Genomic DNA, 25774 nt, shown 5'->3' on the forward strand with positions numbered 1-25774 from the left:
CTATTTAGGATTACCTATATAACTATTTATTTCAAATTTTATATACTCATAGCCCTTACCTTTAAAAGGTTGGGTTTGCTGTTTACCATGGATAAGTTTTCTATTCGGAAATATTTTATCGGCAATAGCTTTGTTAGGCAAACCGTTTACAAAACAATTTTCTAAGCTGCTGCCAATAATTTCTAGACTATCGAGTTCTAGAGGTTTATAATTGAAAAATTGTTTTCGTTGTATTCGAACACCTTCGGTAACAAATTTATGATCTACCCAAAGTAGTTGGCTATCTGCATCATAATAAGAAATTATCAATTGAGGAATGGTCACTTCCTGTACGCCCGAATTAAATAGAACACCGTTAAATCCTTGGTCTGTATATTCTAAGTCTTGCAAAGCTACATGCTTATATAAGTCTGTATTTGCCGTATTTCCTGCAGATTGTAAATTAAATTTAGTGGGTTGCTCTTCAAAACTTATTGGCGTAAATTGATCAGGGTCAAAGGTAGGTGGTAAGGTGTCTTTGGTAGAAGACCATGCAATACCTTCAAAATTTATTTTAAAGGTAGTAGTTTCCTTGGGCATTAACTTATGCTTAATTTGATGTTTAGCATTGTAATTGGCAAGCTCTTTATTATTGTCGTTATATAGCGTGGCTTTAATAACAATATCTGCCGGTGTATTATCTACGTTTTGTAGCTCACCAATAATGCTATATTGCCCTTTGTATTTAACCAGTTTGGCCGATAGAATTTCTAATACGGGTTGTTTTAAAACATCTTCATGATACGTTTCTTGGGTTGTAATCTTTCTTCTACCGTGATTGTAATAGGTGGTGCTATTAGCAGTGAAAAGTTGGTCTGGTGGTATATCATTATCTACTTTTGAAGATTTTATATACCACTTGTTCTTCTTCTTTACCAGTTCATGAAAGTCATTGTTGAATACATTTTCTAATGGTGTAATCCATCTTGTGGCTACCTTGGCTTTTGCACTATTTTCGGTTTTATCGTAAATCTCAATACCTAGAGAGTCTAATTTAGCATATGAACTTAATATGCCATCGGTTACCGATACCTCTAGCATATATTGGGCGATATCAATATTTTCTTCTGGATCAATATAAGAGTGGGCTCTGGAGAATTCTTTAAAATCCAAAGCATCGTAATAGGACTCCACTACATTATTAGGTGATAATTGTGTAACGTTTTTTACATAGAATATATACATACCATACCCTAAACAAATAAGCATGACCAATGCCCACCAATGAGAAAAGGTTAAAAGCTTAGATGGAAATTTATTATAGGGTAAATCTAGTTTCATAAAAGAATGCTCTTTTACTTTTCTAGATTTTAATAACCTTACCCAAATCATTTGAATATTTACAAAAATGGCTATTAATACAGTTAATAAAGGTATTATGCCCCACATAATTTTCATTATGGTAGGTACATCTTGCTTGGGTTTTATTTGCGGTATGGGGGCCACATTTAGTTTCTCCCAAACCATAATACCATTTTCTAATTGTTGTAATCGTTGCCAGCCGCAATAATAAAGTATAGGGTCATAGAATTTATCATTGGAGAAAATGTATTTTAAATTATATTTTTCGGGTACGGTTAAAAATTGTTGTAATGAACCTATACCTTCTACACCCCTAAATTTGGAGTTTTCTATACGCTCAATAGCCCTTGTTGTCAATTCCGGTAATCTACGGGCAGAGTGGTAATTTCCATCGACCGTCATGGCATCGGTTTGTGCAGAAAGCCAAGCCATCTGGTCGCCAAAACCTAACGGTAAATAGCGCCAAGCATCATGTGAATCTGCTCCTAAAAAGTTAACAATGGGTAGCATATTAATCTTTGCTGGTTGCGATGGCCTAAAATAACCCAGAGTCATTGTGAAAACCACCATAAATAACATGCCACCAGCAATTAATCCCCCTAAGACCCTATGGTAAACCCCACCAAATTTTTCTTGTATTAAAGTCTTTAAATCACCTTCTACCATTCTATAGGCGAATTCGGCAAAAATAGGGAGGACCATAATTGTTGCCCATAAGGTGAACCTATCTAAAGTAAGAATATTAAATGCTGTTTCACCCAACATCATTAGTGGAATGGGGGTAGTGCCACCCGTTCCTAAAATGGTAAGTAAAGCAAAAGATAATCCGAAGAATATATATCTTTTACTAAAATATCTATAAAAGAAATAGGGAAGGATAAAAAGGAATACACCCCATGGGATTATAAAAAAGACCAGACCAGATGACGTTATTTCCAAGAAATTATCTCGTGATCCATGCGGAATAGCAACTTGGGTAATCGGGTTTCTTTTGGAGTTGTACCAGTAAGGAAAAATACAGAAAACAATTAAAAAAATAGCACTACCTCCAAATTTTGCAATTCGCCAAAAATGCTGCAAAGTAGTGCTCCAGAATACTTTGAAAGTAAGCCCTTTGTAGGAGTTTACTCTTTCTTTGGCAGCATCCATAACTGCCATTCCAATTAATGGCGCTATAAAAAATACCATACCGAAAATAGGCGTAACATGATGAGAAGTTACTGTTACAGCTAACATAGTTACAGAGGTAATAAAGTACCGTGATTTACCAGTTTTTATCCATAAGTAAATTTCTGTCATGGAATGCAGAAGAATGGATAATGCCATAATACTTGGTAACTGCCCGAAAATGTGTAAAGTTTCTACGAACGTTGATGAGAAAACTGCCATAACAGCACCGTAGCCAGCTATTCTTCTACTACCGGTCATTAACAGGGTATATCTATACGCTCCTGTTATAAATAATACAATAGCAATTAATGCAACGGTATACATTCCGAATTTTAGACCACCTATATAAGAAAGTATAGCAATGAGTTGATGTACCAACGGTGGATAAGATTGTACCGTAAAACCGGTATACCATCTGTATTCCCAAGGGTCAAACCAACTGTTAGCGTAATGATCAGCAAAAAATAAATGAATTAATGCATCATATGTAGATTCTAACGTGAAGAAAATAGCAGAACCATGAAAAGCTAGCCCTACAATTAAAGCTAATATTAAGAGGGTATTGGTTTTTTTTTCCAAAGTTTATTTTAGAATCAAGTTCTACCTAAAGGTATTAAATATATGAGATGAAGATTACAATAAAAAGTGAACAGCTAACAATTTAATAATAGAATACCTACAATAAATTACTTTGTAATTTTGAAATCCGTTTAATATTTATTTGTCAAATCCTTCAAAAAAAATATTTATAATAAGACATTCGTCTTTTATAGTTATCAATATCTGTAAGAAAATATAACAAAACAAAGATAGCTTTATTGTTCATGTACTTCACAATCAGCTATCGAACTTTAAAAACCATTCGTCTATAGTAAAGTGTCATCTATCTTTTTACAATCAAAATCACGGAAATGGTAAAGTAAATTTGATGGTGTAAACTTTAAATAACCAGTATCTCACTTAAATCTAATAAATGAAAATCTTAGCCATAGATGACCAAAAACTAATTTTACTTTCGGTTGAAAGGCGATTAACCGAATTAGGGTATGAGGTAAGAACTGCCAATTCGATTGAAACAGGGATTAAACTATTCGATTCATTTAAACCCGACTTGGTTTTACTAGATATGAATATGCCAGAAATGTCTGGATTGGAATTGGTATCATGTACCGGTACAGAAGTAGTAAAGTATATTCGGGTATTTATGAATAATAATACACCTATACTCGTTATGTCCGGTAATACAGATGAGACGGTTATTATGAGAAATTTTGATTTGGGGGTTAATGATTACATGAAAAAACCGGTAAGTTTAGATGAAATGGCGGCCAGGATAAAAAGAATTATCGGAGCGCCTGAAACTACAGAAGAAACAAAAACAAAACTATCTAACACACGAATGTTGCAGAAAAATTGTGTTGGGGTGGTGATACCATGCTATAACGAAGAGAAGCGACTTATAAGTAATCAGTTCAAAGAATTTGCACATAAGAATTTGGGCTATCATCTTTGTTTTGTAAATGATGGTAGTACGGACAATACACTAACTGTTCTTGAAAAATTAAAAGAAGATAATCCAGAAAATATTAGTATTTATAATTGTAAACAAAATGGCGGTAAGGCAGAAGCGGTTCGACAAGGTATTTTACATCTGATAAAAGATGCACAACTCGATTACATCGGCTTTTTAGATGCAGATTTATCTACTGACTTTAGAGATTTTAATGATTTGGTAAAAACGATTGAAAGCTCAGACTTTAAAATTGTAAGTGGGTCTAGAATTGCACGAATGAGTGCCGATATTACTAAAGAGTCTGCTCGTAAGATTATTAGCTTGACCATAAATCTTATTATTCAAACTATTTTAGGTATGCCTTTTAAAGATACACAGTGCGGTGCAAAAGTTATGGATCGTGAAATTGCCTCTAAAATGTTCAATAAAAAATTCGTTACCAAATGGTTATTCGATGTAGAGTTGTTTATGAGAATGATAAGGTATTTTGGTAAAACAGAAGTGAAAAGCTTGATTTGTGAACAACCCCTAAAAAGATGGATACATGCAGATGGTTCTAAACTATCCATGAAAGATTCAGTGAAAATAGTTGGTCAACTTGCTCAAATAGCTGTCTATTATAGATAATAGTACCTAGAGATTAGGTTCAACTTTCAATAAGTATTTTAAAAGTGCTGAGGTTTGTATACCTCGGCACTTTTTTACTTTAAGTCAATTTAAATAACCGCTTACAACCAAAGCGTATCTTTGTGATCGATACTATTGGACTTGAATAAGATTTATCACTTTATTGCACTTAACTTTAAAGAACTGGTTCGTTTTTTAGGAAGTACTGACTTCTCAAAATCACTGATTACGGTAATTGCGGTGGTTACTCCCATAGCACTTGGTGTGTGGTTAAAACATGCAGAAATAGGTTTGGCAATTGGCTTTGGTGCATTTTGGAGTTCTCCAAGTGATGTTCATGGTAGTCAAAAGCATAAAATAGTAGGTATCCTCCTTTCGGCTGCTTTAGTTATGGTCGTGAGTTTTATTGGTGGCTATTTACATTATCAGCCTTGGCTTTCAATGATTATATTAGGAGTTACAAGTTTTGTCATAGCGCTTATTTCTTCGTACGGTTTCAGAGCTTCTTTAATTGGTTTTTCTGGGTTGTTGGCATTGGTTTTGAGTTTTGCGCACACTCCAGATGAATTAGAAATATTTGAGTATTCTCTTTTAGTTGGTCTTGGTGGACTTTGGTATTTAGCATTGTCCATGTTTTGGTATTCAATCAACCCTAAAGGACAAACCGAAGAAATTTTATATGAGACAATTGGGCGTACGGGTAAATTACTTGAAATAAGAGGTAAATTAATAGACCGGAATAATAATCGAAAAAAACTGCAGGCGAGCTTATTTGTGTTGCAAAGCGAATTGACCGAACAACACGAGATGTTGCGTGAAATACTAATACTATCTCGTAAAAACTCAGGAAGGTCGGTTTATAATGGTAAAAGATTATTGGTTTTGGTTCAACTAATAGAAATGTTAGAAACTGCTGGTGCTAACCCTGTAGATTACCCCAAGATGGACGAGCAATTCGAGGGCTTTCCTGAATTTACACAGCTATTTCAAAATCTGATTTTTAAAATGGCAAATCAATTACAGTTAATTTCTGTAGTAGGAAATAAGCCAAAACAGATTCCAGAACACGATTCTTTATCGACTTGTTTTGATGAAATACGAACCAAGCTTTTGAACTTACGTAAGAGTGATAAAGCAAATGCTTACAAAGCTTTCATTATGTTTCAAAATGTATTGGAATATCAAGAAGAACAGTTCCAAAAACTAAAAAGAATTAAGTGGTTATTAAGTGATAATAAAGTAGCATCAGACGAATTTATCGATAAGAAGATATTAAAAAGGTTTTTAATTTCACAAGATTATAGTCCGCAAATATTATTGCAAAATTTTACTCTTAAGTCAACCATATTTAGACATTCGTTACGACTAGCTATAACATTAATGATAGGTTTTGTTTTGGGTAATGTGTTTTCATTTCAAAATCCGTATTGGATATTATTGACCATTATATTGATAATGAGACCAAATTATGGTCTAACAAAAACCCGTTCTAAAGATAGAATTATCGGTACTTTGATAGGAGGGGCAATAGCAGGTGTAATAGTGTATTTAGTTCAAGATATCTATGTTTATGTTGGTTTGGCATTAGTATCGCTTATAATAGCCTTATCTATGGTTCAAAAGAACTATAAAGCATCTGCAACTTTTATCACCTTAACAATTGTTTTTGTTTATGGGATTTTACAGCCAAATGTTTTCCTGGTTATTCAATATAGAATTCTCGATACCTTGGTTGGTTCCGGATTGTCCTATATCGGATTTCTATTTTTATGGCCTAGTTGGGGTTTTGAAGAAATAGAGAAAATTGTTGCCAAGAGTGTAGCCGCCAACCGAGGGTATCTTTTTCAAATTGCAGATTTTTATAATCGAAAAGGCGAAGTGTCAACAAGTTATAGACTGTCTCGTAAAAATGCCTTTGTCGAAACAGCGAACCTAAGTTCGGCATTTCAGCGAATGACACAAGAACCGCATTCTAAACAGAGAAATCTAAATAAGATTTATGAGTTGGTAGAATTGAACCATTATTTTCTATCGTCCTTATCATCATTAAGTATGTATATACAACATCAAAATACTACTGATGCTTCTGATAAGTTTAATGCTGTTATTTCTAAGATAGATAACAATTTATCTAAGGTGTTGCAAACATTAGATAGTGACAAACCCAAAGATGAAAAACGCTTTGAGCAAGATGTTTCTTCATTTGAAAATCAGCTACCGAAACTCGAATCAAATGGTGTAAATTTTAGTGACCAAGAAAATACTGAAATGAAGCGTCACCATCAAGAAGAACAATTAGTGCGAGAGCAATTAAGGTTATTGTTCTCGTTGAGTTCAAATATGCTAAAACTTACTTCAAATTTAAAATAAAAGCGCAGTTATTGAATTTTTATATTTAAGCAAAGTTCTGTAATCACGTGCGATGTAAACTATTGTCCAAATATGAAATGAAGAACAATAGTATTGAACATAAATCATAAGCAATATATGGCTACTACTGACATATGTCATATTTAACTAAGATATATAACCCTAATTTCATTCCCATAAAAATATACTTGAGATGAAAAATATTCTTTATGCCACCGATTGTTCAAAGCATGATACTAATACGCTTCAATATGCATTAATGTTGAGTGATATTCTAAAAGCGAATCTTACGGTACTACATATATTTAGTCTTCCCCCGATTTCGGTTAAGACCATACGCCCTAAGAAATATCTAAGTGAGCATGCGTACGATGAACAATTACTCGTTTTAAAGGATTATTGCTCGAATAACTTAAAAGATAATGTGACCGATGTACTGATAAAATATGAGGTAAGAGAAGATGATTCGGTCACCAACGGAATTTTGTCTGAAACAGCAGCTTTGTCTCCAGATTTGCTGATTATTGGAATGAAAGATGAACACACGGCACGTGGGTCATTTACAGGTAGTATTGCCAAAGCACTTATTAAAAAAGTAGCCGCACCGCTTTTTATTGTTCCTAGTACAAAGTCGTTTCAAAAGATAAAGACATTGGTTTATGCCACTGACTTTGAAGAGGACGATTTTTTGGCTATTAAAAAATTGATAAGTATGGCCAAGCCTTTTGATGCCATTATTAAGGTGGTACATATTACAAACAAAGACGAATATGCAGTAAACGATAAGATGGCATGGTTTAAAGAGATGTTATTCGAAAAAACCAGTTACACAAACATGACTTTTGATGTAAGAATTAATGATAACACATATGAAGGTTTACGGGTAAATATTGATACTGTGAATGCCGATATGATTGCTTTATTGGAACGTGAACAAAATGGCTTTCTAAAAAAGCTGTTCCATAAAGATTTGATTAAGAAAATGGAGTCTAAAATAACGATACCAATGCTGAGTCTTAACGCAAGCGCACTTTAGAACTATCTGAAAATAGTATATAAATCCATAATATTTTTTAAATAACCAAATTCAAAAAATTCACAATCTTATTAAAATATTTCGAAAAGCCTGTAATAGCCATGTTTTACAAAAGTTTAACCCTTGGCTTTTTCATTTTTTAAACTATAGTAATATAAAGTGTCTTCATCTTTTTCGTACTTACCTGTATATTTAAGTCCAAGCTTGAGCAATAAGTTAATTGACTTTTGATTATCAGATATAGTAATTGCAATAATGTTTTCGTACTTGTTTAAATTTTTAATTTTTTCAAGATATGTTTTGCTTGCCTCAATCGTAAATCCTTTTTTTTCAAATTCAGGTAATAGCGCAAATCCAATGTCAGGGTACTGCTCATCTTCTCGTTTCATAAATGTCACTATACCAATTGGCTTTCGAGATTCTTTTAATTCAAAAACATTATAATAAAAATTATTATTATCAAGTATTTTTCGAATGTACTTCTTAGCATCATTAATATCAGATATATTTCTGTTACCGATAAATTTCAACCAACCTTCAGAATTTACCAAATCGATAATAAACTCAGTATCCTTCAAATTTATTGGTCTTATTATTAATCTTTCTGTTTCTATGTTTATGTACACTTAAATTTGCGTTTTGTCAGCTTGGAGGTAACCTTTTCGTGTATTTGCCATTGCTTGTTTAAGGGCCTAATTTAACAAATACAAATCGAATTGCATGCAGATAGCTATCTGAACCGTGAGAATTTTCGTAAGTAGGCTAGAACTAACAATAAATTAATTACGGCTTAAGTTTGATTCTCATTAAATTGATTTTCGACCATTTAGAGCTCTGATTTTTCTTTAGGCCATTTTTAAGTATACCAAACAACTAAGGCAATGATATTTTCTCCGATTGTATATTTAAAATACTATCCAGTTTTGTTTTCCATAAATAGCTTTTGGCGAATTTTTCTAAAGAATCTTATCATTGGATTGCGGTTTATGATAATGAAGTACAAAACATAAATATGTGTAATTGAGATTATATTTACGAAATATACAATTTTGAGCCAATACCAATAAGAATAGGCGTTATATAAGAAAAAATAGGTCGAACAAAAATATATCAAGTCGTTTCTAAATAGCTTCTTTATTCCTTAAGTTGGTGTGTTTTTAGAAGATTAGAAGAAACAAAAAAGCCTTCCGTTTATGGGAAGGCTTTAATATAAAAGTGACCGGGCTGGGGCTCGAACCCAGGACCCTCTCCTTAAAAGGGAGATGCTCTACCAACTGAGCTACCAGGTCAAAAGCATTTTAAGAAGTAATATCCCTCAATGCGGGTGCAAATATAAGTCGATTACTTTATTATCCAAACCCTTTTTAAGATAAATTTCTTTTTTTTTGAATTCCTTTAAATTTAGTTCAATTTTGTATAAATGAAAGATGTGAAAATTGTATTACTAGGTTACATGGGAAGTGGTAAAACAACTATTGGTAAAATTGTTGCTAACCATTTAAATATTAAATTTTTAGACTTAGATGATTATATAGAACAGCAAGAAAATATGTCGGTTGGTTTAATTTTTGAGAAAAAGGGAGAGCTCTATTTTCGAAAAAAGGAACGGGAATACCTTTCGCAAATTTTTTTAACAGAAACCAATTTTGTCCTTTCGTTAGGCGGAGGAACTCCGTGTTTTGGAGATAATATGGAGCTGGTAAATGAAAAAACTGCTAATTCATTTTATTTAAACATAGGTATTAGTGAACTTTCAGAACGTTTAAAGCTCGAAAAGAATCACAGACCTATAATTGCTCATGTTAAAGGTGATGAAATGCAAGAATTTATTGGTAAACATTTATTTGAAAGAAGCTTCTATTACAATAAAGCACATAAAAAAGTAAAGGGGAATAATAATACACCCACTGAAATTGCAGAAATGATTATCAATGCATTAGTCTAAAAAGACTCTATCGTTTTTCGTTTCAAAACGAACGTTTACATGTTCTTGCAAAGAAGTAGACAAAGAAATACCTTTATAATCAGCCTTAACCGGATACTTTTTATGGTTTCGATTAACCAGTACAGCAGTTTTAAGCTGCTTTAAAGGAGTTTTAAGAAAATGGTGAACACCATATATTAAGGTTGTGCCCGAGTTAAGCACATCATCAACGATTACTACCGATTTATTGACAAACTCCTCTTCTGACATAGATGTAGAAACACCACTTTTTAAAGGATTGGTTTTATCCATCGATAATTTACATAGTGTAATTTTTGCTTCCGTTATCTTTTTAAGCTTCGAAACAATTTTTTTTGCAAACTGTAATCCGCCACCATCTATTCCTGCTATGATAATTTCCTTTTCATTAACATTGGCTTCGTAGATTTGATAGGCTATGCGTTCTATCTTATACTGAATCTGTAAGTGTGAAAGTATGGTCTGTTCCATGAATTTTTCTTAAACGAATAAAGATAGTTATGTTTTCAAAAGTTTACCTTATTCCTCTTCTTTAATATTTTTATCAGATGATGTTGTATCTGCATCTTTATTTTCAGAAGGGGTTTCTAGATAGTCATCTATATCGCGCCTATCTTTTTTTGTAGGTCTGCCGATACCTTTTTTTCGATAGTAGTCTTTCGAATATTGCAAAAGCTCATTGTGCTCAAATGCTTCTTTTGGAGTCGTATCCTTTCGATAAATATCTACCAATTTGGCCCCTACGCGATTGGGGGGTATATCAAGAACGGTAAATGTATAATCTATCTGGTTTTTGCGAATAATAACTTCATCCATAGGATAGACCTCTCTGCTCGGCTTTGCAGTTTGCCCGTTGATTTTGGCATGGCCTTTTTTACATGCCGTAGATGCAATGTTTCTAGTTTTAAAATAACGTGTGCTCCACAAGAATTTATCTATGCGCATTACGGGTACAATTCTTTGTTAACTTCCAAGCAAAAATAGGGGAAAATTGTATCTTGCGCGCTTAAAATAGATTTTTGATGAAATTGAAATATGCCTATTTATTAATAGCCGGACTAATAATTATAAGTTCTTGTAAAAAGGATGATGATTCTCCAGGTGAAGTTATACCACCAAGAACATTAAGTGAAGTTGCCATTGAGGATGATGCAGAAATTGTTGAATTCCTACAAACACATTTTTATAATAAGGAAGAGTTTGATGCTGCGGTTGAAGGATTCGATTTTAAAATAAAATTCGATACTATCGCTGGTGCCAATAGCACGAAGCAATCTATTTATGATAGCCCATTTTTAATTACTGAAACGATTTCTGTTGAGTCATCGAGCTTTGGTAGAACTGACGGTGAAGTAATAGATCATAAATTATATACTTTGGTAGTTAGGCAAGGTATTGAGGAAGGTAAGCCTACTATTGGTGATTTTTCCATTTTGAGGTATGAAGGCTCTTTAATGGACGGTACATTGTTCGATGCTTCTTCTAATCAACCTGTGCGTTTTAATCTTTCTTCAGTTGTTAGAGGATTTGGTAATGGGGTTGAAAATTTTCAAACAGGCTCAGGTCCTTTGGATAATGCAGATGGTACCATAAGCTATGATGGTTATGGTATAGGTGCAATATTTATACCTGCTGGTCTAGGTTATTTTGATAGTTCATCAAATTCATCTATTACGGCATATTCACCATTGATTTTTAAAATTGATGCTTTTGATTATGAGCCAGATTCTGATTTTGATGGAGACGGTATTCCTTCAATTCAAGAAGATTTAAATGGAAATGGCAACCTAAATGATGATAACACGGATAGCGAATCAGAAGGAGTGAGGGTTTATTTGGCGAATTTTAATGATACCGATGATGATAATGATGGTATTTTAACCATTGATGAAATTAAAATAGATGGAGTAATTAAAAAAGATGCAAACGGAATTATAATATTTCCTGATACGGACGGTGACGGTATACCTGATCATCTTGACAATGATTTATAAGTTATAGATTTGACTAAACAAAAAAGCCCTCTTAAGAGGGCTTTTAATTTTCGAACCATAGTTTAAAGGGCCAATGACAAACTTAAAATTAGTTGGTCTGGTCTTGAGTCTATCCTGCTTGGCCCTACAGCAGTAATTTCTGTATTTATAAAGGTAGCTTCATTATTACTAAAGCCGCGCTCATATCGCAAATCAACACCTAGTTTACCAAAATTTACACCTGCACCTACGTTTATTCCTACGGTAAAGTCGTTTTCAACATCATCTATTTTTATACCGTCAAACTTGGTGTCTAGAATGTATTGAAAAGCTGGTCCTGCAAATACATGCAATGGTCCTACTACTTTGATGCCCAATAATACCGGTACATCTAACTTGCTCATGTCAAATTCACTGTTCTCATAATCAGACTTGGTCTTGGTATAAACAAGCTCTGGTCTTATATAAACTTTAGATGCTCCGATTTTTCCGAAAACACCTATGTGATATCCTATATTACGATCAGGGTTTTCGGCTACATCACCTGCAGATTCAAAATAATCACCATTAGCATTATAGTTTAATCCTCCTTTGATTCCAAAACTAGAATCGCCCTGCGCTATACTATATAGCCCTGAGAGTGCCATAAAGGCTACTAAAATTGTTTTTTTCATATCTGTTTTATTTAAAGTAGAACATTCAGTAAATACAATACCAAAGGTTCTATTCCTCGTTATACCATCAAAACGTAGGTGTTGTACCTTTATTGTTTAGGTTTGTTTTGGGTTAATTTTCATTTTATTGAGTTATTGTAAGGGGGAGTTAGGTTTAATAATTTCAGTAATATCTTTGGTTTTTATTAAGTTTTTCCCACAAGCAGTTCATTATATTTGCAACTAGATTTAGAAAATTTGAAGTTTACATTACACACTACCGACGCACAATCAAAAGCTAGAGCAGGAACCGTGGTTACTGATCATGGCGTTATAGAGACCCCGATTTTTATGCCCGTGGGCACTGTAGCATCAGTTAAGGGAGTGCATCAGAAAGAATTGAAAGAAGAAGTTAATCCAGATATTATTTTAGGGAATACCTATCATCTCTTTCTTCGGCCAAAAACTGAAATATTAAGAAAAGCAGGCGGACTCCATAAATTTATGGGTTGGGATAGAAATATTCTTACCGATAGTGGCGGTTACCAGGTGTATTCATTATCTGCAAATAGAAAGATAAAAGAGGAAGGGGTAAAGTTCAAATCTCATATCGATGGGTCTATGCACTTGTTTACACCAGAGAATGTAATGGAGATTCAGCGTATTATAGGTGCTGATATCATTATGGCTTTTGATGAATGTACACCTTACCCTTGTGATTACAATTATGCAAAAAGGTCCATGCATATGACACACAGGTGGTTGGATCGTTGTATAAACCATTTAGAAAAGACACCTTTTGAGTACGATTATGAGCAAACGTTCTTTCCAATTGTACAAGGGTCAACATACAAAGATTTAAGAAGACAATCGGCAGAGTACATTGCAAATGCAGGTGCAGAAGGTAATGCCATTGGTGGACTCTCAGTTGGTGAGCCAGCAGAAGAAATGTATGGCATGACCGAAGTGGTCTGTGAAATTTTACCAGAAGACAAACCAAGATATTTAATGGGTGTTGGTACCCCGATTAATATTTTAGAGAATATTGCATTAGGTATAGATATGTTCGATTGCGTAATGCCTACTAGAAATGCTAGAAACGGAATGTTGTTTACAGCTCATGGCACCATTAATATTAAGAATAAGAAGTGGGAAGATGATTTTTCTCAGTTAGATGAGATGGGAACTACTTTTGTAGATCGTGAATATTCTAAAGCATATTTAAGACATTTGTTTGCTGCCAATGAATATTTGGGTAAACAAATTGCTACAATTCATAACTTAGGATTTTATATGTGGCTTGTTCGTGAAGCACGAAAGCATATTATAGCAGGAGATTTTAGGCAATGGAAAGATATCATGGTTAAACAAATGGATAAAAGGCTATAATGCTTTCGATAATAGATAAATATATACTAAAACGATATTTAGCGACATTTTCTTTAATGCTTTTGCTATTCATTCCCATTGGTATTATGGTGAATTTGGCCGAGCAAATCGGTAAAATGATTGATAATGAAGCACCGTTGAATGAAATAGTGATGTATTATGTGAATTTTACAATTTACATAGGCAATCTGTTATTTCCTATTTTTCTATTTTTATCTGTAATATTCTTCACCTCCAAATTAGCCAATAACACTGAAATTGTAGCAATATTGAGCTCAGGGGTTTCATATGGTAGATTTCTAAGACCATATATTATAGGGGCTACTTTGATTGCTATTTTAATGTTTTTCATGACCATGTTTATTGTGCCCAATGCTAGTGTAGGTTTCAATGAATTCAAGTACAAATACTTGAAAAAAGGAAAACAAGATAGGGTCACCAATAATATTTTCAATCAGTTAAATGAAACCGATTTCATTTATGTAAGCAGTTTTGATCCCGCAAGACAATTGGGGCATAATTTCACCTTCGAACGATTTAATGAGAATAATAAATTGGACTTTAAAATCTCTGCAGCAAATATTCGTTGGGTTGAAAAGGATTCTAATTATAGATTGACTTCGTATAAGAAGCGAAAAATAATTGGCGATACTGCCATTATAGAAAGTAAAAGAAGATTAGATACTATTTTTGCCTTCGATATAGGTGACTTAACTCCTGTTTCTTATGTAGCAGAGACTAAGAATCTTTTTGAATTGGACACTTTTATTAAAGATCAAAAAAGAAAAGGAGCCTCTAATATTAACACCTATATTTTAGTGAAATATAAGCGTTGGGCATTACCATTAACTGCCTTTATTTTAACCATAATAGCAGTATCTGTTTCTTCGGTAAAAAGAAGAGGGGGTATGGGAGCAAATTTAGCTTTCGGTATTTTAATTGCTTTTATATTTATCTTTTTTGATAAGGTATTCGGTGTTTTGGCAGAGCAGTCAGGCTTTTCCCCTTTACTTGCAGTAGTTATACCTAATGTTGTGTTTGGATGTTTAGCATTTTATCTACTTCAAAATGCAAAAAGATAGAATTCTCAGTTTACTGCACTTACATTTTATTGTCTTTATTTGGGGCTTTACGGCTATTTTAGGAAAGCTGATATCAATAGAATCTTTACCACTTGTATGGATAAGAATGGGGTTGGCCACAGTATTTATTTCAATGTATATCTACTTCGCAAAATTTAGTTTAAAGGTTTCTAAAAAAACTTTTTTCTGGCTTTTGGGTGGAGGTATTGTAGTAGCATTACATTGGGTTACCTTTTTCTTGGCCATAAAGGTTTCTACGGTTTCTGTGGCCTTGGCTATGATGTCTACCGGCGCATTTTTTACTGCCTTGATGGAGCCATTTTGGTATGGTCGTAAAGTAATAGGATATGAAATAGTTTTTGGTTTACTGGTCGTTGCAGGTCTGTATCTAATTTTTAAAGTAGAAACCCAATATGTATTTGGTATGGGAATAGCATTAATATCTGCTTTCTTAGCTGCTGTATTTTCTCTGATTAATGGAAAACTAGTGCAAAATCATAGGCCATCAATTATTTCTTTTTATGAATTAGGTGTAGGAGTGATTTTTTTATCAATTATTTTGATTTTAAAAGGGGATTGGAATATGTCTTTGGTTACACTTCCTACTTTGGATTGGGTTTATTTACTAATACTGTCAATAGTTTGTACGGCCTACGCATTTATTGCTTCGGTAAAAATAATGCGTGTTTTAACTCCATATACCGTTATGCTTACTACCAATTTAGAGCCAGTTTATGGTATTCTATTAGCGTGGTTCATATTCGGGTCTGAAGAAAAAATGAAGCCTATGTTTTATGTGGGAGCCTTAATTATACTCACAACGGTCATTGCTAACGGTATTTTAAAGCAAAGAGAGAATATTAAAAAAAGGGTACCTAAGATTTAGGTATTAAAGTTTTATCTTTGAGCCACAACTAATGAAACTTTATTGAAATATGGAATATTTGGATTTTGAACTTCCGATTAAAGAATTGGAAGAGCAATTGGACAAGTGTATGGTAATTGGGGAGGAAAGTGATGTAGACGTTACAGAGACTTGTAAGCAGATTGAGAAAAAACTTACCGATACTAGAAAGGAAATTTATAAGAACCTTACCGCTTGGCAAAGAGTTCAGCTTTCAAGACATCCGAATAGACCTTATACTTTAGATTATATAAAAGCTATATGTGGTGAAACATTCTTAGAATTGCACGGAGACCGTAATGTCAAGGATGATAAGGCCATGATCGGTGGTTTGGGTAAAATTGGAGATCAGAGTTATATGTTTATTGGTCAACAAAAGGGATACAACACCAAGACAAGACAGTATAGAAATTTTGGTATGGCCAACCCAGAAGGGTATAGAAAGGCTTTGCGATTAATGAAATCTGCTGAAAAATTCCAAGTACCAGTGGTTTGTTTAATAGATACACCAGGTGCATACCCAGGCATTGAAGCTGAAGAACGTGGACAGGGTGAAGCGATTGCTCGTAATATCTTAGAAATGACTCGTCTTAAAGTTCCGATTATTGTAGTGATCATCGGCGAAGGTGCATCAGGTGGTGCATTGGGTATAGGTGTAGGTGATAAGGTGCTAATGTTAGAAAATACATGGTATTCTGTGATTTCTCCTGAATCTTGTTCTTCTATTTTATGGAGAAGTTGGGAGTATAAAGAAAAAGCTGCTGATGTGCTTAAATTAACAGCTACCGATATGAAGAAGCTAAAGCTTATCGATGAAATTGTTCGTGAGCCTGCAGGTGGAGCTCATTCCAACCGTGAGAAAACTTTTGAAATAGTTAAAAATAAAATCACCTCTCATTTTGAGGATTTGCAAAAGTTATCACCAAAACAACTAGTAAATCAACGCATGGATAAGTATGCCCAAATGGGTGTATTCAACGGTTAATCTACATTTTAGGCAATTTCAATATATACCGAGGATTTTATTTCTCGGTTTTTTTATGTTATCAACAGAAAATTGTAATTTATTAACAAGAAATTTTAGTTAACTGTGAACATCGTAAACAATGTTTTTGTGGTTAACTAAAGGTTAATTGTATACTTTCGTACTATGGAGAACACGAAACCTTTTGTCGGTCGTAAGATTGACAAATCTACTATTATAAACCTTGAGAGAGGTAAAATACCACCGCAAGCAATTGATTTAGAAGAGGTTGTATTGGGTGCGATGATGATAGATAAGAAAGGTGTAGATGAAGTCATCGATATTTTACATCCAGATGTATTTTATAAGGATGCCCACAGGTTCATTTATGAAGCGATTTTTATTCTTTTCGAAGAGTCCCAACCAGTGGATTTATTAACCGTTTCGTCACAATTGAAGAAAGCGGGTAAATTAGAGGTTTGTGGAGGTGATTTTTATTTAATAAAACTTACCCAAAAAGTTGCATCATCTGCTCATATTGAGTTTCATGCACGTATTATTCTTCAAAAATATATTCAACGTAGTTTAATCAAAATTTCAGGGGAAATTATTGAGGATGCCTATGATGATGCAACCGATGTATTTGACTTGTTAGATGCTGCTGAAGCTAAATTATATGATGTAACTCAAGGAAACCTAAAACGTTCTGCAGAGACAGCTCAAGATTTGGTGATTCAGGCCAAAAAAAGAATTGAAGAAATTGCTGGTAAAGAGGGCATGAGTGGTATTCCTTCCGGATTTGACAAGGTTGATAAACTTACCTCTGGTTGGCAACCTAGTGATTTAATTATTGTTGCAGCTCGTCCTGGTATGGGTAAAACAGCTTTAACCTTATCCATGGCCAGAAATATGGCTGTAAATTCTAATATTCCTGTGGCATTCTTCTCATTAGAGATGTCATCGGTTCAATTGATAACAAGATTAATTTCATCAGAAACCGGCTTGTCTTCTGAGAAATTAAGAACGGGTAAGCTTGAAAAACATGAATGGGAGCAATTAAACGTTAAAGTAAAATCTTTAGAGAAAGCACCACTGTTTATAGATGATACGCCTTCACTTTCTATTTTCGATCTACGTGCTAAAGCAAGAAGACTTGCCTCTCAACATGGTATTAAAATGATTATGATCGATTATTTACAGTTGATGACAGCAGGTGGTAGTCAAAAAGGAGGGAATAGAGAACAGGAAATCTCAACTATTTCTAGGAACTTAAAAGCTTTGGCCAAGGAATTAAGCGTGCCAGTTATTGCCTTATCACAGTTATCTCGTGCCGTTGAAACCCGTGGAGGTAGTAAACGACCCATTTTATCGGATTTGAGGGAGTCTGGAGCGATTGAACAAGATGCCGATATTGTGTCCTTTATATATAGACCTGAATATTATAAAATCGACGAGTGGGATGATGAGGAACATACACCGACCCAAGGTCAAGCAGAATTTATTGTTGCGAAGCATAGAAATGGAGGTTTAGAGAATATAAGATTGAAGTTTATCGGTAACCAAGGTAAGTTCGATAACTTGGACGATTTCGATTCTCCATTCGAATTCCAATCAAAAATGAACGCAAATGAAGAAAACCCCTTTGTAACGAAAAATCTACCGAGTGCAGATGACGCCTTTGGTAGTAGCATGAATAGCAGTCCAGATTTTGAAGAGGACAATGATGTTCCTTTTTAAATTATAAAATTGATATAAGTAAAAAAGTCTCCCATAAAGGAGACTTTTTTTTTGTTTATAAACTAGTGATTTCTTCTGTTTATCGTTATTTACTTTACAATAGCTTTAACGATTACTTAAATTATGCACCAAAGATTTTACTTTATCTTTGAGTCAATGCCTTGAAAATAATATATGTCTAAAATTACAATTTCATTTTTATTTCTCTTTTGCTCAATTCAAATATTTGCAACTTCTATTCTTATACCGATGGATGCGGATACGCAAAAGAATCATTTGAAAGCATACGGAATGACCTATTGGGTTTTGGCTAAACAGCAAAAAGTACAGTGGCTTCTTAATTATCGTGGGGGCTCGTTTTTACTTCCAGATGGAGAAAGTATTCGAAAAGAATGTCAAATAAGAGGGGTCAGTTTTGAAATATTATCGGATGCACAGGCAAACTCAATTTTAGATGAGATTAGTAGTCCGTCAAAAAATCAGGATGCTGTAATATTGGAGAAAGCACCAAGAATTGCTGTGTATTCTCCAAAAGACAAACAGCCTTGGGACGACGCCGTTACCATGGCATTAACCTATGCCGAAATTCCTTATACAACTATTTATGATGAGGAAGTTTTAGGTGATAAACTAGCGTTATATGATTGGTTACACTTGCATCATGAAGATTTTACGGGTCAGTATGGTAAGTTTTATGGTGCATATAGAGCTACACCTTGGTATATTGAAGGAAAGAAAAATGCAGAGAAGCTGGCAAAGAAACTAGGTTTTGATAAAGTATCCGAAGAAAAGAGAGCCGTAGCATTAAAAATCAGGAACTATGTTATTGGTGGCGGTTTTATGTTTGCCATGTGTTCTGCAACAGATAGTTTTGATATTGCCTTGGCTGCTGATGGTGTAGATATTGTAGAACCTATGTTTGATGGTGATGCATCTGATCCTAATTATCAAGCAAGTTTAGATTTTGGAAAAACTTTTGCTTTCACTGATTTTGTTTTAGAAAGAAGTCCGTTAAAATATGAGTTTTCTTCTATTGATATGACCAATAAAAGAGGAAACGTGGCCAAAGAATCGGATTACTTTTCCCTTATGGATTTTTCTGCAAAGTGGGACGTTGTGCCTACCATGTTATGTCAAAACCATACTTCATTGGTAAAAGGTTTCATGGGGCAGACAACAGCCTTTATACGCTCTGAAATTAAGCCGACAGTCTTGATATTAGGTGAAAATAAAATCAATGAAGAAGCACGTTATATTCACGGTATTAAGGGAAAAGGATTCTTTACTTTTTACGGCGGGCATGATCCAGAAGATTATCAACATAGAGTGGGGGACCCTAAGACTGAACTTGAGTTGCATCCTAATTCGCCAGGGTATCGTTTAATTTTAAATAACGTATTGTTTCCGGCAGCGAGAAAAAAGAAACAGAAAACCTAATATTAATTAAAAGCTTGATTGCTGAATTTATTAGACAATAATATTTCTTTAAATCGTTACGTTCAATTAACATAGAAAATGTGATAATCTATGAGGGCTAGTATAAGAACAAATATTTATTAGGTTAAAAAAAGTTAAGCATAAAATAAATATGTTCTAGTTATAAAAGAAGTATTAAATATAGGACTTGATCAAAAAACACCTATTGTTTAAACATGCAATTATTTGATGAGTAATTTTAAAATATGCTCAACACCATTTTCATCGTTACTTAGCGTGCTATATTTAGCTGCTTTTTTTACATTAGGATGAGCATTTTCCATTGCAAAACCATAATCTGATAAGGCCAGCATTTCAAGGTCATTATTGTAATCACCAAATACCATTACTTCATCTGACTTAAGATTATAGCTTTTCATAACTTTCTCTAAGGCATAACCTTTGTGTGCGTTGCTATTGGAAATATCCAGCCAATTTTCACCTGAAACCTTTACCTTCAAATCATCTTCAAAGTGTTTTACAAATGGATAAATATGTTGCTCTGAACTTTCAAAATGATATATGGCAATTTTGATAACTTCAGATTCAAAGGAGGATAAATCATCTATAATTTCAAATTCTGTATAGTATTCAGCTAATTTGCTTACAAATTCATTAGACTTCCCCGTTAAGTAAGCTTTATGCTTCCCGCAAAGTACAGGATGAATATTTGGAATCTGATTTAACGTTTTTAGAATATCATTTACGTGTTGTTGTTCAAGTGGTGTAGCTAGAAGTTCAGTTTTTTGTTGCATAGCAAAACCACCATTCTCTGCAATTACTATAATATCATCTTTTATAGAATCTAATTTATCTATGATGCTATTGTATTGTCTGCCACTTGCAGCTACAAAAATAATACCTTGAGACTTCAAGCTTTTAAAAAGGTCAAAGAAGTGGTCGCTAACTTGATGATTGGAGTTTAGAAGTGTTCCATCCATATCGGTTACTACCATTTTTATCTTTGATAAATCCATATAACTTTTATTTATAGGTAAAGATATTTCAATGATATTAAGTAATGTAAGGATTGTTAAAGTTTTACCTTTATTTAATAATATTTATCGAATGAAGTTAGTTCAAAAAGAAATTACCCTTTCAACACATAAAAGAGGTTTTCATATTATTACGGACCAGATTATTAGAAATATACCTGAAATCAGAAATATAGATCAAGGATTTCTACAGGTTTTTATTAAGCATACATCGGCTAGTTTAACCATAAATGAAAATGCCGATCCTACAGTTCGTGATGACTTTGAATCCCATATAAACATTATGGTTCCTGAAAATGAACCTTATTATAAACATGATTATGAAGGATCTGATGATATGCCAGCGCATATTAAAGCTTCATTAATGGGTGCTTCATTACAAATACCTATTACCAACGGTAAATTGAATATGGGTATATGGCAGGGTATTTACCTTTGTGAGCATAGAAATTATGCAACGGGTAGAAACTTGGTTTTGACCGCGTGGGGAGTATGAAATTTTATTTAAATTGAGTAAACCGATAAATATATAGTATAACGACCGAAGAATCTATCTTAAATAAGATATAGATATTGATCACCAATCATTTTGCTACGCCATAATTGGCTTTCAATTTCTTTGACGAGGATAATGACCGGAAACTAACCAAAGGATAAATTGTGAAGCTCTTGAAAGAAGCTGAGATAAGTGGTTTTATAAGGGGTATTGTATCTTCTAAGTTAATAGAGGGCTATGATAAAAACCCTGATGAACTAATTGATTGGGAAGAATTTAAACTGGTAATTGCTAAAATTAAAAAATCCGATTCGTAAGAATCGGATTTTTAAAAAGTGAGATTGTTATTAATTTATTTTACCTGATCTACAACCGCCTTAAAGGCATCTGGGTGGTTCATTGCTAAATCTGCAAGAACTTTTCTATTAAGTTCTATGTTTTCAGCTTTTACTTTTCCCATAAATTGAGAGTAGGACATTCCGTGTTGTCTGGCACCTGCATTAATACGGGTAATCCATAATGAACGGAAAGTTCTTTTCTTGTTTCTACGGTCTCTGTAAGCATATAACATTGCTTTTTCAACCGCATTCTTGGCTACTGTCCAAACGTTTTTACGTCTTCCAAAGTAACCTTTGGCTTGCTTCATCACCTTTTTTCTTCTGGCTCTAGAAGCTACTGCATTTACTGATCTTGGCATTTTTTTCTAATTTTTTGTAGTAGGCGCCCTCAATATTTTAAGGAACTTTTTTAGCCTAACTCCATGGTTAATAATTTTACCTTGTTAAAGAAAAGATTACTTTAAACGTAACTGTTCTTTGATACTGTTAACATCTGCTTGATGAACTAAACCATCATGTGTTAACTTAAGCTTACGCTTTTTTGACTTTTTAGTCAAGATGTGACTCTTAAAAGCGTGCTTTCTTTTAATTTTACCTGTACCTGTAAGCTTAAAACGCTTTTTGGCACTGGATTTTGTTTTCTGTTTAGGCATTTTCCTAATTTATTTAATTATCTCACTTTGCATGCTAAACGCTGCTTACAAATGCAAACAGCGTTTAGTATTTTATAAAAAGAACCGGTCGCTTAGCGAAGCCGAATCTTTATTTTCCTTTGGTTTTAGGCGCAATGAACATAGTCATCCGTTTTCCTTCTAACTTAGGCATTTGTTCTACTTTTCCTAGCTCTTCCAATTCAGAAGCTAATTTTAATAATAAAATTTCTCCTTGATCTTTATAAACTATTGATCGTCCTTTGAAAAATACATATGCTTTTAATTTCGCTCCTTCTTGAAGGAACTTTTCAGCATGTTTCTTTTTAAAATCATAATCATGATCATCGGTATTAGGACCGAACCTAATTTCCTTGACTACAACTTTGGAAGCTTTCGCTTTCATAGCCTTTTCCCTTTTCTTCTGCTCGTATAAAAACTTTTTATACTCCATTATTTTACAGACAGGAGGGTCTGCCTTTGGGGAAATCTCCACCAAATCCAAACCTAATTCTTCTGCTTTCTCAAGAGCCTGAGGAAAAGGATATACACCTACTTCTACATTGTCACCTACCAACCTAACATTTGGGGCCGTTATCTTTTCATTGATATTGTGGGGATTCTTATTTTCCCTTCTAGGTTGTGGTCTGAATCTTTTACGTATTGCTATGACTTAATATTTTATGTTAAACTTTATTCTTTGAACGACTTTAAGGTACTATTTATTTCTTTGTTAACCAAGTCTGTAAACATTGTAACGCTGATAGCTCCTAAATCTTCACCTCCATGTTTACGTACAGAAATGGTGTTAGCAACTACATCGCTTTCCCCTACGATTAGCATGAACGGTATTTTGCTCATTTCTGCTTCACGTATTTTTTTACCTATAGTCTCGCTTCTACTATCGATAAGGGCGCGAATTTCGTTATTTTCTAGGGATTTTAAAACTTTTTCAGCATATTTTTCATGTTTCTCACTAACAGGAAGAATTATTGCTTGCTCTGGGGTTAACCATAATGGGAAATTACCTCCTGTGTGTTCCAATAATAGGGCTATAAATCGCTCCATGCTACCGAAAGGAGCACGGTGTATCATTACAGGTCTATGTAGTTCATTATCACTGCCTTTATAAGTTAAGTCAAAGCGTTCAGGTAGATTATAATCTACTTGTATAGTTCCTAATTGCCATTGTCTTCCAAGGGCATCCTTAACCATGAAATCTAACTTAGGACCATAAAACGCAGCTTCGCCACTTTCTATAACATAATCTAAGCCTTTTTCTTCGGCAGCATTAATAATTGCTTGCTCAGCTTTTTCCCAATTCTCTAGGGTACCTATATATTTATCAGGATTCTCTAAATCACGAACAGAAACTTGAGCAGTGAAATTATCGAAACCTAATGAACTTAATACATATAATGATAGGTCAATTACGTTTTTAAACTCTTCGTCTAGTTGGTCCGGTGTACAAAATATATGCGCATCATCTTGTGTGAATCCTCTCACTCTTGTCAGTCCGTGTAATTCACCGCTTTGTTCATACCTATATACTGTTCCAAACTCTGCAAAGCGCTTAGGCAATTCGCGATAGCTAAAAGGTTTTGCATTATAGATTTCACAGTGATGAGGGCAGTTCATGGGCTTTAATAAAAATTCTTCACCCTCTTTTGGTGTGTGTATAGGTTGAAAACTGTCTGCGCCATATTTTTCATAATGTCCCGAGGTAACATATAGTTCCTTCTGGCCAATATGAGGTGTTAACACCATTTCATAACCAGCTTTTTTTTGTGCTTTTTTAAGAAATTGCTCCAAACGTTCTCTTAACGCTGCTCCTTTAGGTAGCCAAAGTGGTAAACCCTGACCTACCTTTTGAGAAAATGTGAAAAGTTCTAATTCTTTACCCAATTTTCTATGGTCGCGTTTTTTAGCCTCTTCTAAAAGTTCAAGGTATTCAGTTAACTCTTTCTGCTTTGGAAATGAAATACCGTAAACACGTGTTAATTGTGCGTTGTTTTCATTTCCTCGCCAGTAGGCGCCGGCAACACTTAAAATTTTAATAGCCTTCACAATACCGGTATTTGGTATATGCCCACCACGACAAAGATCTGTAAATGTATCATGGTCACAAAATGTTATCGTGCCATCTTCAAGGTTTTCTATTAATTCAACCTTATATTCATTGCCTTGATCTTTATAAAATTTTAGGGCATCTGCTTTAGAAACATCTCTAAGCTTATAATCATGTTTACCTCTGGCTATTTCTAAAGCCCTCTTTTCTATAGCGGGAAAATCTTTATCGGAAATAGAACCGTCCGGTAGTTCGACATCATAATAGAACCCATTATCAATTGCAGGACCTATGGTTAATTTAACACCAGGATAAAGTTCCTCTATGGCTTGAGCTACAATATGTGAAGTAGAATGCCAAAAGGCTGTTTTTCCTTCCTTGTCATTCCATGTGTAAAGAATTAAACTTCCATCAGTCTCTAAAGGGGTGACCGTTTCAACGGTTGTTTTGTTGAATTTTGCTGATATAACATTTCGGGCGAAACCTTCACTAATGCTTCTTGCAACCATTATAGGTGTTGCCCCTTTTTCGAATTCCTTAATCGAGCCGTCAGGCAATGTAATCTTGATCATAATGCTGTAAATCTTATCGGGAGCCAAAGATACTACGTTGTATTCATGTCCGCAATAGTATACTGTTATGTTTTGGTGATAGTATTGATGAATTGATAAATAGAACTGAGTTCATATATATTGGTTTTGAATTCTAAAAGAATAGTCATGGTAAGTGAATTTTTTAATTAGGGTTTTATACATATAATAGTTTTAAAAATGAACGTGGATTTTGTTCGGTGTTTGCTTTTACTATAGTGTAGTAATATGTGATGGTGTTTGTTGTTTTTGTGGAAGTATTTATAAGTTCCTTTTTGGTATTGATTTTCTAGGATACTTATGAATGTGAAGAATTATATGAGCTATGGTGCAATTTAGTTGAACACGGTTGCATGGAAATGAGATATATTATTTGTAATTCGGTTTGGTTTGGTCTGGAATTTCTTTTCCTAATCCAAATATAAGTTGCTGACAATGT

At 33.9% G+C, this 25774-nt stretch carries 23 protein-coding genes and 1 tRNA gene; 13 read left to right on the forward strand and 11 right to left on the reverse strand.

Translation table 11 applies throughout. The features are described 5' to 3' along the window. Complete coding sequence (locus AACZ41_RS09475; RefSeq protein ID WP_339628179.1) at positions 1–3090, reverse strand: hypothetical protein; 3090 nt, start codon at positions 3088–3090, stop codon at positions 1–3. A gap of 394 nt (positions 3091–3484) precedes the next feature. On the opposite strand from AACZ41_RS09475, the gene AACZ41_RS09480 reads away from it, so the two are divergent. From AACZ41_RS09480 to AACZ41_RS09490, 3 genes are all read left to right on the forward strand, one after another. Beyond that, positions 3485–4651 carry a response regulator gene (locus tag AACZ41_RS09480; protein ID WP_339628180.1) on the forward strand — a complete coding sequence of 389 codons (1167 nt, stop codon included), beginning with the start codon at positions 3485–3487 and terminating at the stop codon, positions 4649–4651. 141 nt (positions 4652–4792) lie between these two features. Next, positions 4793–7021 carry an FUSC family membrane protein gene (locus AACZ41_RS09485; protein ID WP_339628181.1) on the forward strand — a complete coding sequence of 743 codons (2229 nt, stop codon included), beginning with the start codon at positions 4793–4795 and terminating at the stop codon, positions 7019–7021. A gap of 193 nt (positions 7022–7214) precedes the next feature. Further along, entirely contained in the window at positions 7215–8057 is an 843-nt protein-coding gene (locus tag AACZ41_RS09490) for a universal stress protein (protein WP_339628182.1), read from the forward strand. A 116-nt stretch (positions 8058–8173) separates the two neighbouring features. On the opposite strand, the gene AACZ41_RS09495 is transcribed toward AACZ41_RS09490, so the two are convergent. After that, positions 8174–8683 (reverse strand): GNAT family N-acetyltransferase, encoded by a 510-nt coding sequence (locus AACZ41_RS09495; protein ID WP_339628183.1) that lies wholly within the window; start codon positions 8681–8683, stop codon positions 8174–8176. A 590-nt stretch (positions 8684–9273) separates the two neighbouring features. Then, positions 9274–9346: transfer RNA gene (locus AACZ41_RS09500), tRNA-Lys, on the reverse strand. A 131-nt stretch (positions 9347–9477) separates the two neighbouring features. Between AACZ41_RS09500 and AACZ41_RS09505 the strand changes: the two genes are divergently transcribed. Next, on the forward strand, positions 9478–10002 hold the full coding sequence (locus tag AACZ41_RS09505) for a shikimate kinase (RefSeq protein WP_339628184.1): 525 nt from the start codon (positions 9478–9480) through the stop codon (positions 10000–10002). Here AACZ41_RS09505 and AACZ41_RS09510 read toward each other — a convergent pair. Both AACZ41_RS09510 and AACZ41_RS09515 read right to left on the reverse strand, forming a co-directional pair. After that, positions 9994–10491: a phosphoribosyltransferase family protein gene (locus AACZ41_RS09510; RefSeq protein ID WP_339628185.1), complete on the reverse strand. Its 498-nt coding sequence runs from the start codon at positions 10489–10491 to the stop codon at positions 9994–9996. The two genes, AACZ41_RS09505 and AACZ41_RS09510, sit on opposite strands and share 9 nt — an antisense overlap. A gap of 48 nt (positions 10492–10539) precedes the next feature. Further along, entirely contained in the window at positions 10540–10965 is a 426-nt protein-coding gene (locus tag AACZ41_RS09515; RefSeq protein WP_339628186.1) for an RNA-binding S4 domain-containing protein, read from the reverse strand. A 77-nt stretch (positions 10966–11042) separates the two neighbouring features. On the opposite strand from AACZ41_RS09515, the gene AACZ41_RS09520 reads away from it, so the two are divergent. Continuing rightward, the gene (locus tag AACZ41_RS09520) at positions 11043–12014 is read left to right on the forward strand and encodes an FKBP-type peptidyl-prolyl cis-trans isomerase (protein ID WP_339628187.1); all 972 of its coding nucleotides are present in this window, start codon (positions 11043–11045) and stop codon (positions 12012–12014) included. A 62-nt stretch (positions 12015–12076) separates the two neighbouring features. Here the strand turns inward: AACZ41_RS09520 and AACZ41_RS09525 are convergent, their stop codons facing one another. Further along, the gene (locus tag AACZ41_RS09525) at positions 12077–12667 is read right to left on the reverse strand and encodes a porin family protein (RefSeq protein ID WP_339628188.1); all 591 of its coding nucleotides are present in this window, start codon (positions 12665–12667) and stop codon (positions 12077–12079) included. A 237-nt stretch (positions 12668–12904) separates the two neighbouring features. Here AACZ41_RS09525 and tgt point away from each other — a divergent pair, with 237 nt between their 5' ends. From tgt to AACZ41_RS09555, 6 genes are all read left to right on the forward strand, one after another. Then, entirely contained in the window at positions 12905–14035 is a 1131-nt protein-coding gene (gene tgt / locus AACZ41_RS09530) for a tRNA guanosine(34) transglycosylase Tgt (protein WP_339628189.1), read from the forward strand. Then, positions 14035–15117: an LptF/LptG family permease gene (locus AACZ41_RS09535; RefSeq protein WP_339628190.1), complete on the forward strand. Its 1083-nt coding sequence runs from the start codon at positions 14035–14037 to the stop codon at positions 15115–15117. Before tgt ends, AACZ41_RS09535 begins: the two co-directional genes overlap by 1 nt. Further along, on the forward strand, positions 15104–16003 hold the full coding sequence (locus tag AACZ41_RS09540) for a DMT family transporter (protein ID WP_339628191.1): 900 nt from the start codon (positions 15104–15106) through the stop codon (positions 16001–16003). The genes AACZ41_RS09535 and AACZ41_RS09540 overlap by 14 nt, the downstream gene beginning before the upstream one ends. Before the next feature lie 49 nt (positions 16004–16052). Beyond that, positions 16053–17006, forward strand: coding sequence for an acetyl-CoA carboxylase carboxyltransferase subunit alpha (locus AACZ41_RS09545; RefSeq protein WP_339628193.1), 954 nt, complete (start codon positions 16053–16055; stop codon positions 17004–17006). Positions 17007–17171: 165 nt separating this feature from the next. Further along, entirely contained in the window at positions 17172–18722 is a 1551-nt protein-coding gene (gene dnaB, locus AACZ41_RS09550) for a replicative DNA helicase (protein WP_091623174.1), read from the forward strand. A gap of 174 nt (positions 18723–18896) precedes the next feature. Beyond that, positions 18897–20159 (forward strand): asparagine synthetase B, encoded by a 1263-nt coding sequence (locus AACZ41_RS09555; protein WP_339628194.1) that lies wholly within the window; start codon positions 18897–18899, stop codon positions 20157–20159. A gap of 221 nt (positions 20160–20380) precedes the next feature. Here AACZ41_RS09555 and AACZ41_RS09560 read toward each other — a convergent pair whose 3' ends face one another. Continuing rightward, positions 20381–21175 carry an HAD family hydrolase gene (locus tag AACZ41_RS09560; protein WP_339628196.1) on the reverse strand — a complete coding sequence of 265 codons (795 nt, stop codon included), beginning with the start codon at positions 21173–21175 and terminating at the stop codon, positions 20381–20383. A 91-nt stretch (positions 21176–21266) separates the two neighbouring features. Between AACZ41_RS09560 and AACZ41_RS09565 the strand changes: the two genes are divergently transcribed. Then, positions 21267–21689, forward strand: a complete 423-nt coding sequence (locus AACZ41_RS09565) for a secondary thiamine-phosphate synthase enzyme YjbQ (RefSeq protein WP_339628197.1) — start codon at positions 21267–21269, stop codon at positions 21687–21689. A 164-nt stretch (positions 21690–21853) separates the two neighbouring features. After that, positions 21854–22006: a hypothetical protein gene (locus AACZ41_RS09570; protein ID WP_339628198.1), complete on the forward strand. Its 153-nt coding sequence runs from the start codon at positions 21854–21856 to the stop codon at positions 22004–22006. A 35-nt stretch (positions 22007–22041) separates the two neighbouring features. Here AACZ41_RS09570 and rplT read toward each other — a convergent pair whose 3' ends face one another. From rplT to thrS, 4 genes are all read right to left on the reverse strand, one after another. Next, positions 22042–22386, reverse strand: coding sequence for a 50S ribosomal protein L20 (rplT, locus tag AACZ41_RS09575; RefSeq protein WP_091623188.1), 345 nt, complete (start codon positions 22384–22386; stop codon positions 22042–22044). Positions 22387–22482: 96 nt separating this feature from the next. Then, the gene (gene rpmI / locus AACZ41_RS09580; RefSeq protein ID WP_027064530.1) at positions 22483–22680 is read right to left on the reverse strand and encodes a 50S ribosomal protein L35; all 198 of its coding nucleotides are present in this window, start codon (positions 22678–22680) and stop codon (positions 22483–22485) included. 109 nt (positions 22681–22789) lie between these two features. Next, complete coding sequence (gene infC, locus AACZ41_RS09585; RefSeq protein ID WP_339628204.1) at positions 22790–23341, reverse strand: translation initiation factor IF-3; 552 nt, start codon at positions 23339–23341, stop codon at positions 22790–22792. Between the two features lie 29 nt (positions 23342–23370). Then, positions 23371–25317: a threonine--tRNA ligase gene (thrS, locus tag AACZ41_RS09590; protein ID WP_339628199.1), complete on the reverse strand. Its 1947-nt coding sequence runs from the start codon at positions 25315–25317 to the stop codon at positions 23371–23373. Positions 25318–25774: the final 457 nt, after the last annotated feature.

It is taken from the genome of uncultured Maribacter sp. (assembly GCF_963974015.1).
GTDB lineage: Bacteria > Bacteroidota > Bacteroidia > Flavobacteriales > Flavobacteriaceae > Maribacter.